Raw genomic sequence first — 16,177 nt, forward strand, 5'->3', positions numbered from 1 at the left:
CGCGATGAAGCACTACATCCGCTTTCCGCGCCTTGAGGGGCAGACCTCGCGCCAGGCGCATGCCGACCTGCCGCCCGGCACCTACGAGCGCGAACTCGGCAAGGAAGGCTTCTTCGGCCCGGCCACCCACATGTACCACCGCCATCCGCCGACCGGCTGGTCGTCCTGGGAGGGCCCGCTCCGCCCACGCGCCTTCGACCTCAACCGCATCAACGCCGAGCACGCTTCCCCCTTCGATGCGCCCGACGTGCTGTTCAACCAGCACGTTCGCCTGCGCTTCTGGCGCGCGCCGATGGCAATGGACCATCTCGCACGGAACGCCGATGGCGATGAGCTCATCTTCGTCCATCGCGGCGCCGGTCACCTGTTCTGCGACTACGGCCACATGACCTTCCGTGAGGGCGATTACATCGTGCTGCCCCGCTCCACCATGTGGCGCCTCGAGTGCACCGAGCCCACCACCTGCCTGCTGATCGAGGCCACCGGCTCGACCTACATGCTGCCCGACAAGGGCATGCTCGGCCACCATGCGATCTTCGACCCGGCGGTGCTGGAGACGCCGGCGATCGACGACGCCTTCCGCGCCCAACAGCACGAGAACGCCACGCGCGTGGTGATCAAGCGCCGCAACGCGATCTCCGTCTGCACCTATCCCTTCAACCCGCTCGATGCGGTCGGCTGGCATGGCGATCTCGCGCCGGTGAAGCTGAACGTGGATCAGATCCGCCCGCTCGTCTCGCACCGCTACCACCTGCCACCCTCGGCGCACACCACCTTCGTCGCCAACCGTTTCGTCATCTGCACCTTCACGCCTCGCCCGTTCGAGACCGACCCTGGTGCGCTGAAGGTTCCGTTCTTCCACAACAACGACGACTACGACGAGGTGCTGTTCTACCACGCGGGCGACTTCTTCTCGCGCGACAATATCCGGGCGGGGATGATGACGCTGCACCCCTGCGGCTTCACCCACGGGCCGCATCCGAAGGCGCTGGAGCGCGCCTTCGTCCAGCCCAAGCCGGCCACCGACGAGTATGCGGTGATGCTCGACACCCGCGACGCTCTGGAGATCGGCGAGGCGGCGTTCGGCTGCGAGTGGCCCGACTACGCCGACAGCTGGAAAGTGAAGCGCGCGGCGGAGTGAAGCCGGGCGCCGCTGCGGCGGCGGTGACGCAGGGCGCACTCGGGCGATGCGGGAGGAACGCGTGGGAGAGAGGGGGAACATGCTGCCGTCCGTGTCGAAGGGAGGCAGGCGATGAAACTCGCCAGTCTGCGTGAGGGCGGTCGCGACGGCCGCCTCCTCCTGGTCAGCCGCGACCTCGCCCGCGCCGAGCGCGCCGCCACCGCACCCACCCTGCAGGCCGTGCTCGACGATTGGGCGCGCCTCGGCCCCGCCATCGCGGCGGAATGGACCGCGTTCGAGACGAACCCCTCGCGCGGCTTTCCCTTCGACCCTGCCGCCTGCGCCTCGCCGCTGCCGCGCGCCTACCAGTGGGCGGATGGTTCGGCCTACCTCACCCACGTCGAACTCGTCCGACGCGCGCGCGGTGCGGAGATGCCGCCGTCCTTCCGCGACGACCCGCTGATGTATCAGGGCGGGTCGGACGGTTTCCTCGGCCCCTGCGACGACATCCCGCTCGGCGACGAGGCCTGGGGGCTCGATTTCGAGGGCGAGGTGGCGGTGGTGCTCGACGACGTGCCGATGGGAGCGGACGAGGCGACGGCCCGCGCCGCGATCCGACTGTTCGTGCTCGTCAACGACGTCTCGCTGCGCAACCTGATCCCCGCCGAACTCGCCAAGGGTTTCGGCTTCTTCCAATCGAAGCCGGCTTCCGCCTTCTCGCCGGTCGCGGTCAGCCCCGATGAGCTCGGTGCGGCTTGGGATGGCGATCGTCTGCACGGGGCACTTCTCTGTTCCGTAAACGGAACGCTCTTCGGCCGTCCCGATGCGGGCCGCGACATGCAGTTCGGCTTTCCCCGCCTGATCGCGCATGCGGCGCGCACGCGCGCGCTCGGCGCCGGCACCATTCTCGGCGGAGGAACCGTCTCCAACCGGCACGAGGACCTCGCGCGCGCCTGGGTCGATCAGGGTGGCGTGGGTTTCGCCTGCATCGCCGAGGCGCGCACCATCGAGACCATCCTGCATGGCGCGCCGCGCACGCCTTTCCTGCGCGCGGGCGATCGCGTGCGGATCGAGATGAAGGATCAGGAGGGCCGCTCCGTCTTCGGCGCGATCGACCAGCGCGTGGCGGCCGTGGCCACCCAGTGCAAGGCAGCGTGACGATGAGCAAGGCCTTCGCCTCCACCGCCGACCTCGCGGAGAAGCGCGTCAGTTTCGACGAGATCGGACCCGGCCTCTATGCCTACACGGCGGAGGGCGACCCGAACTCGGGTGTGATCATCGGCGACGATTCGGTCCTGGTGATCGACGCCCAGGCGACGCCAGCCATGGCGGAAGGCGTGATCGCGCGCATCCGCGCCGTAACAGACAAGCCCATCCGTCACCTCGTTCTCACCCACTACCACGCGGTGCGCGTGCTGGGTGCCTCGGCGTATCGGGCGAATGCCATCCTCGCTTCGGAGGCGACGCGGGCCCTGATCGCCGAGCGCGGGGCGGAGGACATGGCCTCCGAGATCGGTCGCTTTCCCCGCCTGTTCCGCGGCCGCGACACCATCCCGGGGCTGACCTGGCCGACGATCACGTTCGCACGCGACATCACGCTGTGGCTCGGCGGCCGCGAGGTGCGCATCATCCATATCGGTCGCGCCCATACCGCCGGCGACACCGTCGTGTGGTTGCCGAAGGAGCGCGTGCTGTTCGCCGGCGACACGGTGGAGTTCGGGGCCACCCCGTATTGCGGGGATGCGCATTTCCGTGACTGGCCTGCAACCCTCGCCGCCATCCGCGCGCTCGGCCCCGAGGCGCTGGTGCCTGGCCGCGGGCGGGCGCTCACCACGGGCTCTGAGTCGCGCCTTGCCATCGAGGGGACGGAGGCTTTCGTCACCCGTCTCTTCGCGCTCGTGCGCGCCTTCGCCGAGCGGGGTGCGTCGCTGAAGGAGACCTATGAGGCGGCGATGCACGCGCTGCGGCCCGATTTCGGCCAGTGGGTCATCTTCGAGCACTGCATGCCGTTCAACGTCTCGCGCGCCTACGACGAGGCGATCGGAATCGAACGCCCGCGCGTCTGGACAGCCGAACGCGACCTCGCGCTGTGGCGCGCGCTGGAAGGCGAAATTGCGCCGAAGACCGCCGAGGTGCACGGCTGAAGACCGCGAGGCGGAGGGGGCAGGAACGGAGGAAACGCGACGCGATGCCGACGACCTACACCAACCCGCGCTTCCCGTTCCGCCGCCCGCTCGAACTCGACGGCAAGGGCGGATCTGCCCGCGTCGTCATCGTCGGCGCCGGTCTCGTCGGCCTCACCCTCGCCCTCGATCTCGCCCGCCACGGCATCGCCTCCGTCGTGCTCGACGACGACGACACGGTGAGCTTCGGCAGCCGCGCCATCTGCTTCGCCAAGCGCAGCCTGGAGATCTACGACCGGCTCGGGCTCGGCCAGAAGCTGCTCGACAAGGGCATCACCTGGAAGGTCGGCAAGGTCTTCTTCGGCTCCGCGCTCGCCTACACCTTCGACCTGTTGCCCGAGGACGGGCACCGCATGCCGGCGTTCGTCAACCTCCAGCAATACTACTTGGAGGAGTGGCTGGTCGAGGCCTGCACGGAAACGGGGCTCGTCGATCTGCGCTGGAAGTCGCGCGTCGTTTCGGTCGATCCCCGCGCGGACGGCGTTCGTCTCGGTGTCGAAACGCCGGACGGATCCTACGTGCTCGAGGCCGAGTGGCTCGCCGCCTGCGACGGCGCGCGGTCCACCGTACGCGAGGCCCTGGGCCTCCCCTTCGTCGGCCAGGTGTTTCGCGACCGTTTCCTGATCGCGGACGTCGTGCTGAAGACGGAAGTGCCGTTCCCGACCGAGCGCTGGTTCTGGTTCGACCCGCCGTTCCATCCGGGCCAGTCGGTTCTTCTGCACAAGCAGCCGGACGGGGTGTGGCGCATCGATTTCCAGCTCGGCTGGGAGGCGGACCCGGAGGAGGAGAAGAGGCCGGAGCGCGTGGTGCCGCGGATCCGTGCGATGCTCGGCAAGGATGTCGCCTTCGACCTCGAATGGGTGAGCGTCTACACCTTCCGCTGCCGACGCCTGGAGCGCTTCCGCCATGGCCGGATCTTCTTCGTCGGCGACTCGGCGCATCAGGTGAGCCCGTTCGGTGCGCGCGGCGGCAACGGCGGCATCCAGGACGCCGACAACCTCGCCTGGAAACTCGCGGCCGTGCTGAAGGGCACGGCACCCGAGACCCTGCTCGACAGCTACGACGCCGAACGGATCCCCGCCGCGGACGAGAACATCCTGCACTCGACGCGGGCGACCGACTTCATCACGCCGAAGACGGAAGCCGCGCGGGCCTATCGCGACGCCGTGCTGCTGCTCGCCCGCGAGCACGCCTTCGCGCGGCGCATGGTGAATTCGGGTCGGCTCTCTTTGCCGCACGCTTACGCGGCGAGCCCGCTGTCGACGCCGGACGAGGAGGCCTGGGCGGGCGGCCCTGCCCCGGGCGCGCCCTGCCTCGATGCGCCGCTGGCAGACGGGTTCCTGCTCAACCGTCTCGGTAACGAACCGGTCCTGCTCCGTTTCGGCGAGAACGCTTCGCCCGCCGTGCCGGGAGTGCGCACCGTCACCGTCCCCGCGGAAGGGATCGCGGCGGAACGGTACGCCGCCTCGGCCGGCACCGCCTATCTCATTCGCCCCGACCAGCACGTCGCCGCCCGGTTCCGCACACCAAACGCCGACCACCTCGCCGCCGCCCTCGCTCGCCTGTGGGGCCGCGAGCCGGCCGAAGCCGCGCGGGAGGCCGCCTGACCATGCTCGACACCGCCCCGAAACTCGCCGACCCGGACGCCGTGTTCGTCACCCTGGTCCGCGCCCACCACGACCTCTCGCCGGAGGAGTCGCGTCGGCTCGACGCCGCCCTGGTGCTGCTGCTCGCCAACCACATCGGCGACGGGGCGGTGCTCGAACAGGCGATCGAGCAGGCGCGGCGGGCCGTGCGCGCGCCGACGGGTGCGACCGAGGACCAGGGTACCCCGCCGTGACCCTCACCCTCCACGCCTACTGGCGCTCCTCGGCCTCGTATCGCGTGCGCATCGCGCTCAACCTGAAGGGGCTTCCGTACGCCGTCGTTCCGGTGAACCTGGTGCGCGAGGGCGGCGAGCATCGGCGGGACGACTATCTCGCGCGCAATCCGCAGGGGCTCGTGCCCACCCTCGAGGTGGACGGCGTGCCGCTCACCCAGTCGCTCGCCATCCTGGAGTGGCTGGAGGAGGAGCACCCGCTACCGCCCCTGCTGCCGCGCGACCCGATCTCCCGCGCGCGAGCGCGGAGCTTCGCGCTCGCCATCGCCTGCGAAGTCTCGCCGTTGTCCAACCTGATGGTGCGGGAGTATCTCGACCGCGTGCTGAAGCTCGATGCGGCAGCGCAACAGGCTTGGCACGCCTACTGGATCGGCCGCGGGCTTGCCGCCTGCGAGGCGATGATCGCGGGCGACAATGGTCCTTTCTGCTTCGGCGAGGCGCCGACGATCGCCGACTGCGTGCTCGTGCCCCAGCTCTACAACGCACGCCGATTCGGCATCGACCTTGCCGGGTTCCCCGCTCTCCTGCGTGCGGAAGCGGCGATGCTCGCGCTGCCCGCCGTGCAGCGCGCAGCCCCGGAGGCGCAGCCCGACGCGGCGTGAGCGTCGCCCCCGTCGCGCGCCCACACCGTCAGCCGAGGCTGCGGCGCAGATCCGCCTCGAGGTCGGCCAGCACGAGCGCGAGCGCCTGCGACAGGGCGGGTGCCACCACCTCCGGTGCGAGCGAAGCGACGGGCACGCGCCGGTCGTAGTCGCCGCGGGCGAGGATGCGCGGCGGGTCGCGATCGAGGCCGAACAGCAGGGTCTGCAAGTGCAGGCGCGCCGCCGGCGCGCGCGGATCCGTCCCGTCGCCGAAGAGCGCGACGAGACGCGCCTCGAGGGCAAGATCGGCCCGCCCGCGGCTGCCGGGATCGAGGACCGCCGTGAACAACCCCGAATCCGCAAGCCAGCGGCGGATCGCGTCGTGCACCATGTCGGCGGGCGGGGCGAAGAACTCGTTCCAGAAATCCGTCTGCTGCACGTTGCCCGGCAGCCGCGTGACGAGACCCCGCCCTTCCGCGCCGGGAGCGGCGGTGACCGCCCGCAGGAGCAAGCTGCGCGGGCGGGCCGATGCAGGCGAGGCTCCCGCCCGTTTTGCTTCCAGAACGTAGAGCCGCTTCTCCGGATAGGGGCGGGAGAGCGGGCCCGCGCAGGCGGAGGGCGCGAGCGCGGCGGCGAGGAGCGTACGGCGCCTCATCGCGTGCCTCCGGGCAAAGGGGCCGCCGATCCCGGCGGGGGCTCGCCGAACAGGATCTGGCTCGGGTAGCGCCGCGCCTGTTCGGTCAAGGCACGCAGGTTGTCGGCGGCGAGGCGAAGATCGCGCAGAGCAGGACCGAGGTCGCGATCAGCTTCGTCGACCAGCGCCTCGACCCGGCGAATGGTCTGCTCCGTCGCCGCCAACGTGGCCGGCAATCGTGCCAGCGCCGTGCGCAACTCGGCGCTCGCCGCCGCGGTGTTGGCGAGCGTGGCGCGCAACTCCCGCGATTCAGCGATCTCGCGCAGGCCGCGCGCCGTCCGTTCCGCTTCCGACGCCGCCGCCTCGAGGCGAGGCCCGATGCCGTCGCTCTGCCGGCGCAACGACGCCAGCAGATCCCCGCCCTCGACCAGCAGCCGATAGCCTTCGCCCACCGTCACGCTCTCCGTCAGCGCCTCCACGAGCGTGCTGATCCGCTCGACCAGCCCGGGAAGATCCACCTCGTTCAGCCGCGCCATCAGCTGTTCCGCCGCCGACTGGAATTGCGCGAGGGTGGAGGGGACGGCGGGAATGACTGGATACTTCGTCGGCCAAGGCGGAATCAGCGGCGGGAAACGCGCTGGGTCGAGGAAATCCATCTCCAGATACAGGATGCCGGTGATGCCCTGGCTCGCCATCCTCAGCCGAAGCCCCGCCTCGACCAGGGCGCGGAACTGCTCCACGCTCGTCTCGACGACCCGGTCGCGGAACAGTTCGAAGCGAACGACGACGAGCCGCGCCCCCTCGGACCGCGGAATGTCGCCGCGCATCGCCTCCGGGTAGACGGCGGCGGCGATCGCGATCTCGCGCACCGTGCCGATGGCGACACCGCGGAAGCGGACCTGCGCCCCGGTGTCGAGCCCCTGCACGCTCTCGGCGAAGTACGTCTCGAAGGTGAAGCCCCGCCGGCGGAACGTGTCGGCGCCGATCCAGACGACGAGGGCGAGCAGGGCCGCAATCCCGCCGAGAATGGCGAGGCCGACGCGAAAGTAGAGCCCCCTGTCCTCCATGCGCAGTCCTCTCGCCGCCTAGGCCGCGAGATCCGTGCGGTTGAAGAAGGCGCGCACGACGGGATCCGTGCTCTCCACCTTCAGCCGCCGCGGATCGCCCTCCGCGATCATCCCTCTCGCCTGCTTGTCGAGCATGATGACGCGGTCCGCAATGGTCATGATCGAGTCGAGTTCATGGGTGACGACGACGAAGGTGGTGCCGAGATCCCGCGCGAGCGACACGATCAGGGAGTCGAGCCCGGCAGAGGTGATCGGGTCGAGCCCCGCCGAGGGCTCGTCGAGGAAGACGAGCGGGGGGTCGAGCGCCATCGCCCGCGCGATCGCCGCCCGCTTGATCATGCCGCCCGAAAGTTGGGCCGGCATCCGTTCCGCGGCATCGGCCAAGCCGACCTGGGCGAGCTTGATCCGCGCGATGCGCTCGATCGCCTCCCGCGGCAGCCGGGTGAAGGTGGCGAGCGGCAACATGACGTTCTCCAGCACGCTCATCGACCCGAACAGCGCGCCTTGCTGGAACATCACGCCGAAGCGGCGCAACAGGCGCCGTCGTGCCTCGCCCGAAAGCGCGTGAATGTCCTCGCCGAGGATCAGGATCCGCCCCGCGGTAGGGCGTCTGAGCCCGATCATCAGCTTGAGAAGCGTGGATTTGCCGCAGCCCGAGCCGCCGAGGATAACGAACACCTCGCCGCGGCGGACGTCGAAACTCACGTTCTCGAACACCGTGTTGGTGCCGAACCGCATCGCCACCCCGCGCACTTCGGCGGCGAGATCGGGCGCGGCGGAGGAAGACGGCTCGTTCACCATCCCATCATGTAGAAGAACACCGCGAAGCCGCCATCGAGCAGGATGATGGCGATGATGCCACCGACCACCGCCGCGGTCGCACTCTCGCCCACCGCGCGCGGCCCCACCCCCGTCGCCATGCCGCGCGCACAGCCAATGCCCGCCACCACGGCGCCGAACACCATCCCCTTGACGAGCCCGCCGAACACATCCGCCGGCGTGCTCCAGGTCACCACCTGCGTGGAGAGGACGGCGAAGGGAAAGCCGAGCGAGGTCATCACCGTCACCATGCCGGCCAGCGCGGTGAGGTTCATCGCCACGATCAGCACCGGCACCATCGCAACCGCCGCGATCAGCCGCGGAACGACCAGGAAGCGGAACGGATCGAGCCCCATCACGGTCAGCGCATCGATCTCCTCGTTGACCTTCATCGTGCCGATCTCGGCGGCGAAGGCCGAGCCCGAGCGCGCGGCGAGAATGACGGAGGCGAGAAGAGGGCCGAGTTCGCGGAACAGCGAAACGGAAACCAGGCTCGCCACATAAATCTCGGCACCGAACTGACGCATCGGCAGCGCGGACTGGAAAGACAGGATCAGCCCGAACAGGAAGCCGATCAGGGCGACGAGCGGCAGCGCGCGGTTGCCGATCTCCTCTGCTTGGCGCACGGTCTCGCGCAGGCGAAGCGTGCCCGGTCGGAGGATCGTGGACGCAACAGCGGCGGCGATGCGGCCGAGGAAGGCGAGCCCGTCACCCCAGCGCCCGACGCGCGCCACCGCGGCCACCCCCACCGCGACGGGAAGGCTCTCGGGCGGCTTCGGCGCCGCTGGGGACCGCTGCCCGGCAACCCTGCGCCCGCGTTCGACCAGGCGACGGATGTCCTCCGCCGCCCCCTCGAGACGAACCTCGCGCCCCGTGCGCTCCTCCAGGGCGAGGATCAGCGCCACCCCGGCGGTGTCGATCGTGCGGGTGGCGGAAAGATCGAGCGTCACCTCGGCGCCCGGCCGGGCGCGGGCAAGGAGCTGAGACCACAACGTCGGCACGCTCGCGGCATCCAGTCGTTCGGGCAGAGCGATCGCCGGCGAGGCCGCCCCGCTCATCGCGCCGCACCACCCGCCAATCGGGCCGAACGAGCGGCGAGCAGCCGTGCGGCGACGAGCAGCACCGTCGAGGCCGCGATCAGCACCGTCGCCGCGGCGAGGATGGTGAGCTCGATCGTGTCCTTCAGCCCGGCGAACATCTGGCGCGGCAGGGTGCGCTGTTCCGGCCCGCCGAGGAACAGCACCACCACGGTCTCGTCGAGCGAGGTGGCGAAGGCGAACACCGCCCCCGAAACGACGCCGGGCAGGATCAAGGGCAGCATCACGCGCCGGAAGGCGGTGACCGGCCCGGCCCCGCAGGCGGCAGCGGCGCGCAACAGCGTGCGGTCGAAGCCGCTCAGCGTGGCGAGCACGGTGACCACGACGAAGGGCGCGCCGAGGGCGGCGTGCGCGAGGATCAAGCCCCAATGGCTCGCCGCCAGACCCAGCGGCGCGAAGGCGAAGGTGAGCGCGACCGCGGTGATGATCACCGGCACGATCATCGGCGACAGGATCAGGGCGAAGATCGCGCGCCGGCCCGGCAGCGGGGCGAGCCAGAGCCCGATGGCGGCGAGAGTGCCGAGGACGGAGGCGATCGCGGTCGCGGCCGCGCCGATGATCAGCGTGTTCAGCCCCGCTTGGCGCCAGAATGGGCTCTGCCACAGTGCCTCGTACCAGCGCAGCGACAAGCCGGGCGGGGGGAACTCGAGAAAGGAATCGGAGGAGAACGAGAGCGGAACGACGACGAGCAGCGGCGCGATGAGGAACAGCGCCGTCGCCGCCGCCAGCACCACCCAAAGCAGACGACCGATCGCACTCATGCGGCGCGGAATTGCGCGAGGCCGAGGAAGCGGCCGAACAGGGCCAGGATGAGGAGCGTGCCGACGAGCAGCAGGATGGAGAGGGCGGCGGCAAGCCCCCAGTTCACCGTCTGCGTGGCGTAGAAGCCGATGAAATAGGGCAGCATCTGGTCAGCCCCGCCGCCGATCAGGGCCGGGGTGACGTAGAAGCCGATCGCCTGGATGAACACCATCAGCGCCCCGGCACCCACCCCTGGCAGGGTCTGCGGCAGCCACACGCGCACGACCTGCGCGACGGGCCCTGCACCAAGGCTCGCCGCCGCCCGCAGCTGCGCGCGCGGGATCTGGCGCATCACCGCGTAGAGCGGCAGCACCATGAAGGGCAGCAGGATGTGCACCATGGCGATGAGCACCGCCGTGCGGGTGAACAGCATCTGCACCGGCTCGACGACGAGCCCCACGGCGAGGAAGGCCTGGTTGATGACCCCTTCGCGGGCGAGCAGGACCATCCAGGCCGCCGTGCGCACGATGAGCGAGGTCCAGAACGGCAGCAGGACGGCGAACAGCAAAAGCCCGAACAGGCGGCGCGGCGCGAAGACGAGGGCGGCGGCGAGCGGATAGCCGAGCAAGAGGCAGAGGAGGGTGACGAGCAGCCCGATCCACACCGTGCGCAGCGCGACCGCGCGGAACAGCCGCTGCTCCTCCGGCACGGCGATGATCGTTCCGTCTGCGGAGCGGCGGAGGTCGAGCGCGGCGAGAAGATGCGTGTCGGTCGGTGTGGCGCCCGCGCGGCGGAAGGCGCCCCAGGTCTCGACCTCGCCCCAGGCCGGGTCGGCGGTGAGGATCGCGGCGCGCGGAGAACCTTCCACCCCGCGCGCAAGCCGCCGCGCGGTGGCGAAGACGACCGTGCGCAGGCCGGGCGTGTCGCTGTTCAGCCGCCCGGCGGCGGCGTTCAGCGTGCCGGCGGCGCGGGCGGCGAGCAGGTCCTCGGCCAGGGCGGCGAAGGCCTCGTCCCCCGGCAGGTTCCGCCCGTCCCAGTCGGCGAGCGCGGTCAGGGTGCGCGGGAAGGCTTGACGAACCTCCGCGTCACTCACCCCGCGCCAGAGCATCGCCGCGATCGGGGCGGCGAAGGTCAGCGCGATGAACAGCAGGAGGGGGGCGAGCAGGAGCGCGGCCTCGAGCCGCACCCGCGCGCGCCCCACCACCGCCCGCCCCTCGCCGTCAGACGATCAACGCGCGAGCCAAGCGTTGAACCGTTGCGACAGGCGATCGAGATGGTCCATCCAGAACGCGTCGTCGATCATCAGCGACACGTTCAGGTTGTCGGGGTTGGAGGGGCTCACGGCGAGCAGGTCCGCCGACAGTCCCTCGTTCGCGCCGCGCGCCGTCCCGCCGTAGGGAATGAGCGGAAGCAAGGAGGCCTGCCGGCGCGGATCCTTGGCGAAATCGAGGAAACGGTAGGCGGCGTCGCGATTGGGCGAGCCCTTCATGATCACCCAGGAGTCGATGGTGAACAGCGAGTCGCGCCACTGGATGCCGAAATTGCGGCCCTCCGTGCGGTTCGCGTTGGTGATGCGGCCGTTGTAGGCACTGGTCATCACCACCTCGCCCGCGCCCAGCATCTGCGGCGGCTGCGCACCGGCCTGCCACCACACGATGTGCGGCTTGATGGTGTCGAGCTTGCGGAAGGCGCGCTCCACCCCCGCTTCGGTGCGCAGCAAGGCATAAACCTGATCGCGCGGCACGCCGTCGGCGAGCAGCGCGATCTCGAGCGTGAGCTTCACGCCGCGGCGCAGGCCGCGCTTGCCGGGGATGCGCTGCACGTCGAAGAAGTCGGCCCAGGTCGGCGTCGCCTGCAACCGGTTGCGGTCCCAGGCAAGGACGACGTTGTACAGGATCGCGCCGACCCCGCACTCGTGCACGGCCTGCGGAATATAGTGGTCCTTGCCGCCGATGCGCGCCCAGTCGATCTTCTCGAACAGGCCCTCATCGCAGCCGAGCAGCAACTCCTCGCTCTCCACCTGCACGAGGTCCCAGGTCTGGTTGCCGGCCTGGGCGCGGGTGCGCAGCACGCCGATGCCGCCGTCCCAGGTGTCCTCGACGATGCGGATCCCCGTCGCCTGGGTGAAGGGCTGGAAATAGACCTGACGCTGCGCGTCCTGGTAGGCGCCGCCCCAGGAGACGATGGTGAGGTCGCGCGCCGTCGCGGGCTCTGCGACCGCGGTGGCGATCGCGGCGGCGACGGCGAGGGCAAGGGTTCGTCGCATGGTGGTGCTCCCGTTGTTCGGCCTCTGTCCCGGCTGGCCGAGGCTAGCCCCGAAATCGCGCGATCGGAACCGCCGGCGGCTCGGTCCACCGCTCAGACGTGACCGGCGAGTGGCGAGCGGGCGGCTTCCGTCCCGTCGGCCGCGAAGGCGATCGCGTGCTCCGCCGACCAGGCGAGGGCGACGCGCGCGCCGGGCTTCAGCCGGGCGTCGAGCGCGTAGGCCGGGCGCTTGACGGTGACGAGGCCGCCGTCGGCGAGGCGGACGCGGACGCGCACGTGATCGCCCAGGAACACGGTCTCGACGACGGTCGCGGCCAGCGCGTCCGCGCCGAGATCCTCGGCTTCGGCGTGGGCGAGCGCGATCCGCTCCGGGCGGACGGAGAGGAGCACGCGCCGCGTCGCGGGCGCCACGTCGACCGGCTCCGCCCGCACCACCGCGCCACCGCCGAGGCGCACGGCGAGCTGGCCGTCCTCGTCGCGGCCGACCACCTCGCCCTCGAGCCGATTGTTCTCGCCGATGAAGCCCGCGACGAAGGGGTCGCGCGGGTGGTCGTACAACGCCTGCGGCGGCCCGATCTGGCGGATGCGGCCTTCGTTGAAAACGGCGATGCGGTCGGAGAGGGCGAGCGCCTCCTCCTGGTCGTGCGTGACGTAGACGATGGTCACACCGAGCTCGCGATGCAGGCGGCGGATCTCGGCCTGCAGTTCGGCGCGGAGCTGCTTGTCGAGAGCGCCCAAGGGTTCGTCCATCAGCACGAGTTTCGGCTCGAACACGAGCGCGCGGGCGAGCGCGACGCGCTGCTGCTGCCCGCCCGACAACTGGCTCGGCCGGCGATCGCCGAGGCCCTCGAGCCTGACCATGGCGAGCGCGCGCGCCACGCGCTCGGCGATCTCGGCGCGCGGCCGGCCGCGGACGGAGAGCGGGAAGGCCACGTTCTGCGCCACGGTGAGATGGGGAAAGAGAGCGTAGGACTGGAACACCACCCCGATGTTGCGCCTGTGCGCCGGCACGCCGACGATGTCGCGCCCCTCGAGCAGGATGCGCCCGCGATCCGGCGCCTCGAACCCGGCGAGCATCATCAGCGTGGTGGTCTTGCCCGACCCGGACGGCCCGAGGAGGGTGAGGAACTCGCCCCGCCCGACCTCGAAGCTGAGATCGGGGATGACGAGGGTGGCGCGGTCGTAGGATTTCGCGACGCGATCGAAACGGACGAGCGGGTCGGTCATGGCAGGCGCCGACCCTGCCAGGAGGAGTGCCGGGCCGCAACCCGCGTGCCCGCTCTCGCCCTTCCTCCGCGCCGGCCCGGCTCAGGCCGCCTTCTGGCTTGCTTCGTTGGTGCCGAAGTCGATCGGGCAGGCGCCGCCGTCGCAGGCGACGTGCTCGATGCCGACCGCCTCGGGGGCCGAGGCGGCGGCGATCGCGGCGGCGATCATCTCGTACTGCGCCTTGGTCACCGGCTCTTCCGGCTGGTACTCGTAGGCGGTGGTGTCGGCCTGCGGCATCACGGAGCAGGCGCGCACGGTGGGCTGCAGGGCGAGCACCGCCGCCCGGAACGCCTCGAACGACACCTGCTTCGGGTCGTATTTCAGCGTGTAGGAGACTTGGTTGCCGGTGTCGGGCTCGAGCGGGCGTCCCTGTTCGTCAACGCCGCGGATCCAGTATTTCTCGAGCAGCTGCAGGTAACGGTACTGCTCCTCGGGTGTGGCTTCGCCGGCGGTGACGATCTTGTCGGTGAGGCCGAGCTCGTCGGCGAGACGCACGATCTCCGGCTTGGTGGGAAAGCCGACCACGGTCGTGCCGCGATAGGTGACGAGCTTCTTCACCGGATAACCCTTGGCGCGGTATTCGCGCACCAGAGGGTCGTCGTTGCGGAACTGCACCCAGCGCAGGTACTCGCGCATCGACGGCAGGTGCGCGCCTTCAGTGAGGCCGAACAGCTTGCTCGTGGTGCCGGCTGGCTTGATGGTGGTGTCGGTGTGCGGCACGGTCATGCCGAGGGCGGTGGCGTAGCGCCGGGCCTCGTCGCGCACCGCGCGCTTGAAGCGCGCGAGCAGCATCCAGAACGGCTTCGACTTCTCCTCGTCGATCAGGTCGCGGAAGCCGAAGCCGAAGCGCTTCAGCGCCCACTCATGCAGGCCGGTGATGCCGACCCCGATGCGGTTGGTGCGCTCGGTTTCCGGCCGATACAGGCAGTCCATGCGGTTGACGCGAATCAGCGCGCGCGCGCAGGCGCGGAAGGCCGCCTCGGCGTCGTCGTCGTCGGCCGCGTGGTAGGGCACCACGTCGCCGATGACGCAATAGCCCCCGAGCATGAACAGGCTGATCTCGCCGCAAGGGTTGGTGATCTGCGTGTAGCGCGAGGCGCGGGCGCGACGCACGAGGTCGGCGAGCAGGGGGTGGGACTCGGCATCGGGCTGATACTTCGCGCTGCCGACGAAGAGCTTGCCGGCCTCGTAGGCCTCGAGGCCTGCGTCGTTGGCGACGAGCTTGTCCTGGTTGATGAAGCCCGGTTCTCCGGTCCGGTCCTCGTAGGCGGCGCGCACGGCGGCCTCGAACACGGCGTGCGCGTGTTCCCAGTCCGCTTTCGTCGCCGCATCCCAAGCGGGGTCGGGTTCGGGCCGGCGCACGTGGTTCCAGAACTCGGCATCCACCGTGATCGAGTTGTTCGAGGACCACAGGAAGCCGCCGCGCTTGACCGAAATGAAGCCGAGCACGGAACGATCCCGCCAGGTCTTGGTGCTCATCCGAGCCGACCGCCGCGCGCCCCCCACCAGCACGCACTCGGCGAGGTAGTGGTCGACGAACAGCGCGGCGCGCCAAGGCTCCATGCCCGACCCGCGCACCATGGCCACACGCGCCAGCGCCTGCATGAAGGGGCCGGGCCCCGAGGCGGGGCGTCCCTGCATGCCCATGATCGGCGCGCCCTTGGGACGGACGCGCGAGAAGTCGATCAGCACGACGTCGTCGCGCCGGCCTTCGAAGGCGAGGCGTTCGATCACCTCCACCGCCTTCGCCCAGCCCTCGCGCGAATCCGCCACCTCATGCACGAGGATGCGCCCGTGCGCGGCGTAGAGGTGTTCGGCATCGCGGCGGGTGAGGAAGCCGCCGATCAGGCCCGACTGCACGTCCGGATGGCTCCAGTCGATCACGGGCACCACGATCGGCATGTCGCGTGCCCAATCGACGGCCATCATCGCGTCGTCGTAGGCGCGGCCCACCCCGGAGCCGTTGAGCAGCAACAGGTAGAGCAGGAAGGAGGTCGCCGCCGTCGAGCAGTTGGTGAAGACCTCCATGTTGCGCGACGGCTGCGAAGCATCGCCGTGCTGCAGGTGCCGCCCCGACAGCAGCACGCTCGCCTGGCGCAGGTGGTGGCGCAGCGTGGTGCGCTCGGCCTCGCGCCACTCCGGCCTCGGTTCGAGCAGGGCATTGCCGAGGGCGACGCGTTCGGCGACGTCCGCCCAGGACTCGGTCTCGATCCGCCCCACCGCCTCGATCCAGCCATAGACGCGCGTCTCGTCGCCGTGATCGACGTGGAAGACGCCCTCGTAGGCCCAGCCCTCGCGTCGCGCCCAGGCGGCGAGCTGCTGCTCGAGGGCGGTCGAATCGTCGCGCGGCAGGTCGAAGGGAACGCGGCGCGGGGCGGCGAAGCGGCGCACGATGCAGCGGTTGATGGTGCGATCCGCCACCGCTTGGCCCATGCCCGGCGCGTAGGTGCGCGCAGGCGTCTCGCCCCATGGCAGCAGAGGCTGGGCATTCGAGACGGGAGGGATCGGCATCACGGTCATCGGAC

15 protein-coding genes are annotated in these 16,177 nt (G+C 70.4%); 6 read left to right on the top strand and 9 right to left on the bottom strand.

The genetic code is table 11. The features are described from left to right. The first annotated feature begins 4 nt into the window (after positions 1-4). The 6 genes from DWB05_RS11370 (at position 5) to maiA (ending at position 5,784) form a co-directional block, all read left to right on the top strand. Entirely contained in the window at positions 5-1,141 is a 1,137-nt protein-coding gene (locus DWB05_RS11370; protein ID WP_114377308.1) for a homogentisate 1,2-dioxygenase, read from the top strand. A 111-nt stretch (positions 1,142-1,252) separates the two neighbouring features. Continuing rightward, positions 1,253-2,278: a fumarylacetoacetate hydrolase family protein gene (locus DWB05_RS11375; RefSeq protein WP_114377309.1), complete on the top strand. Its 1,026-nt coding sequence runs from the start codon at positions 1,253-1,255 to the stop codon at positions 2,276-2,278. 2 nt (positions 2,279-2,280) lie between these two features. Next, positions 2,281-3,264, top strand: coding sequence for an MBL fold metallo-hydrolase (locus DWB05_RS11380; RefSeq protein WP_114377310.1), 984 nt, complete (start codon positions 2,281-2,283; stop codon positions 3,262-3,264). A gap of 44 nt (positions 3,265-3,308) precedes the next feature. After that, positions 3,309-4,910 carry an FAD-dependent oxidoreductase gene (locus DWB05_RS11385; protein ID WP_114377311.1) on the top strand — a complete coding sequence of 534 codons (1,602 nt, stop codon included), beginning with the start codon at positions 3,309-3,311 and terminating at the stop codon, positions 4,908-4,910. A gap of 2 nt (positions 4,911-4,912) precedes the next feature. Continuing rightward, entirely contained in the window at positions 4,913-5,143 is a 231-nt protein-coding gene (locus tag DWB05_RS11390; protein WP_198669150.1) for a DUF2783 domain-containing protein, read from the top strand. Next, positions 5,140-5,784: a maleylacetoacetate isomerase gene (maiA, locus tag DWB05_RS11395; RefSeq protein ID WP_114377312.1), complete on the top strand. Its 645-nt coding sequence runs from the start codon at positions 5,140-5,142 to the stop codon at positions 5,782-5,784. Before DWB05_RS11390 ends, maiA begins: the two co-directional genes overlap by 4 nt. 28 nt (positions 5,785-5,812) lie before the next feature. Here maiA and DWB05_RS11400 read toward each other — a convergent pair whose 3' ends face one another. The 9 genes from DWB05_RS11400 to DWB05_RS11440 form a co-directional block, all read right to left on the bottom strand. Next, positions 5,813-6,418 carry an ABC-type transport auxiliary lipoprotein family protein gene (locus tag DWB05_RS11400; RefSeq protein ID WP_114377313.1) on the bottom strand — a complete coding sequence of 202 codons (606 nt, stop codon included), beginning with the start codon at positions 6,416-6,418 and terminating at the stop codon, positions 5,813-5,815. Next, positions 6,415-7,464, bottom strand: coding sequence for an MlaD family protein (locus tag DWB05_RS11405; protein ID WP_114377314.1), 1,050 nt, complete (start codon positions 7,462-7,464; stop codon positions 6,415-6,417). Before DWB05_RS11405 ends, DWB05_RS11400 begins: the two co-directional genes overlap by 4 nt. 18 nt (positions 7,465-7,482) lie before the next feature. After that, complete coding sequence (locus tag DWB05_RS11410) at positions 7,483-8,265, bottom strand: ABC transporter ATP-binding protein (protein ID WP_114377315.1); 783 nt, start codon at positions 8,263-8,265, stop codon at positions 7,483-7,485. Further along, positions 8,259-9,341 (bottom strand): ABC transporter permease, encoded by a 1,083-nt coding sequence (locus tag DWB05_RS11415; RefSeq protein WP_114377316.1) that lies wholly within the window; start codon positions 9,339-9,341, stop codon positions 8,259-8,261. The genes DWB05_RS11410 and DWB05_RS11415 overlap by 7 nt, the downstream gene beginning before the upstream one ends. Beyond that, on the bottom strand, positions 9,338-10,141 hold the full coding sequence (locus DWB05_RS11420) for an ABC transporter permease (protein ID WP_114377317.1): 804 nt from the start codon (positions 10,139-10,141) through the stop codon (positions 9,338-9,340). Before DWB05_RS11420 ends, DWB05_RS11415 begins: the two co-directional genes overlap by 4 nt. Further along, on the bottom strand, positions 10,138-11,325 hold the full coding sequence (locus tag DWB05_RS11425) for an ABC transporter permease (RefSeq protein ID WP_232818515.1): 1,188 nt from the start codon (positions 11,323-11,325) through the stop codon (positions 10,138-10,140). Before DWB05_RS11425 ends, DWB05_RS11420 begins: the two co-directional genes overlap by 4 nt. A gap of 24 nt (positions 11,326-11,349) precedes the next feature. Then, positions 11,350-12,387: an ABC transporter substrate-binding protein gene (locus tag DWB05_RS11430; protein ID WP_114377318.1), complete on the bottom strand. Its 1,038-nt coding sequence runs from the start codon at positions 12,385-12,387 to the stop codon at positions 11,350-11,352. A gap of 92 nt (positions 12,388-12,479) precedes the next feature. Next, positions 12,480-13,613: an ABC transporter ATP-binding protein gene (locus tag DWB05_RS11435; RefSeq protein WP_114377319.1), complete on the bottom strand. Its 1,134-nt coding sequence runs from the start codon at positions 13,611-13,613 to the stop codon at positions 12,480-12,482. Between the two features lie 81 nt (positions 13,614-13,694). Further along, positions 13,695-16,172 (bottom strand): ribonucleoside-diphosphate reductase, encoded by a 2,478-nt coding sequence (locus DWB05_RS11440; RefSeq protein WP_114377320.1) that lies wholly within the window; start codon positions 16,170-16,172, stop codon positions 13,695-13,697. Positions 16,173-16,177 lie beyond the last annotated feature (5 nt).

The organism is Elioraea thermophila (ex Habib et al. 2022), assembly GCF_003336755.1.
Taxonomy (GTDB): Bacteria; Pseudomonadota; Alphaproteobacteria; order Acetobacterales; family Acetobacteraceae; genus Elioraea; species Elioraea thermophila.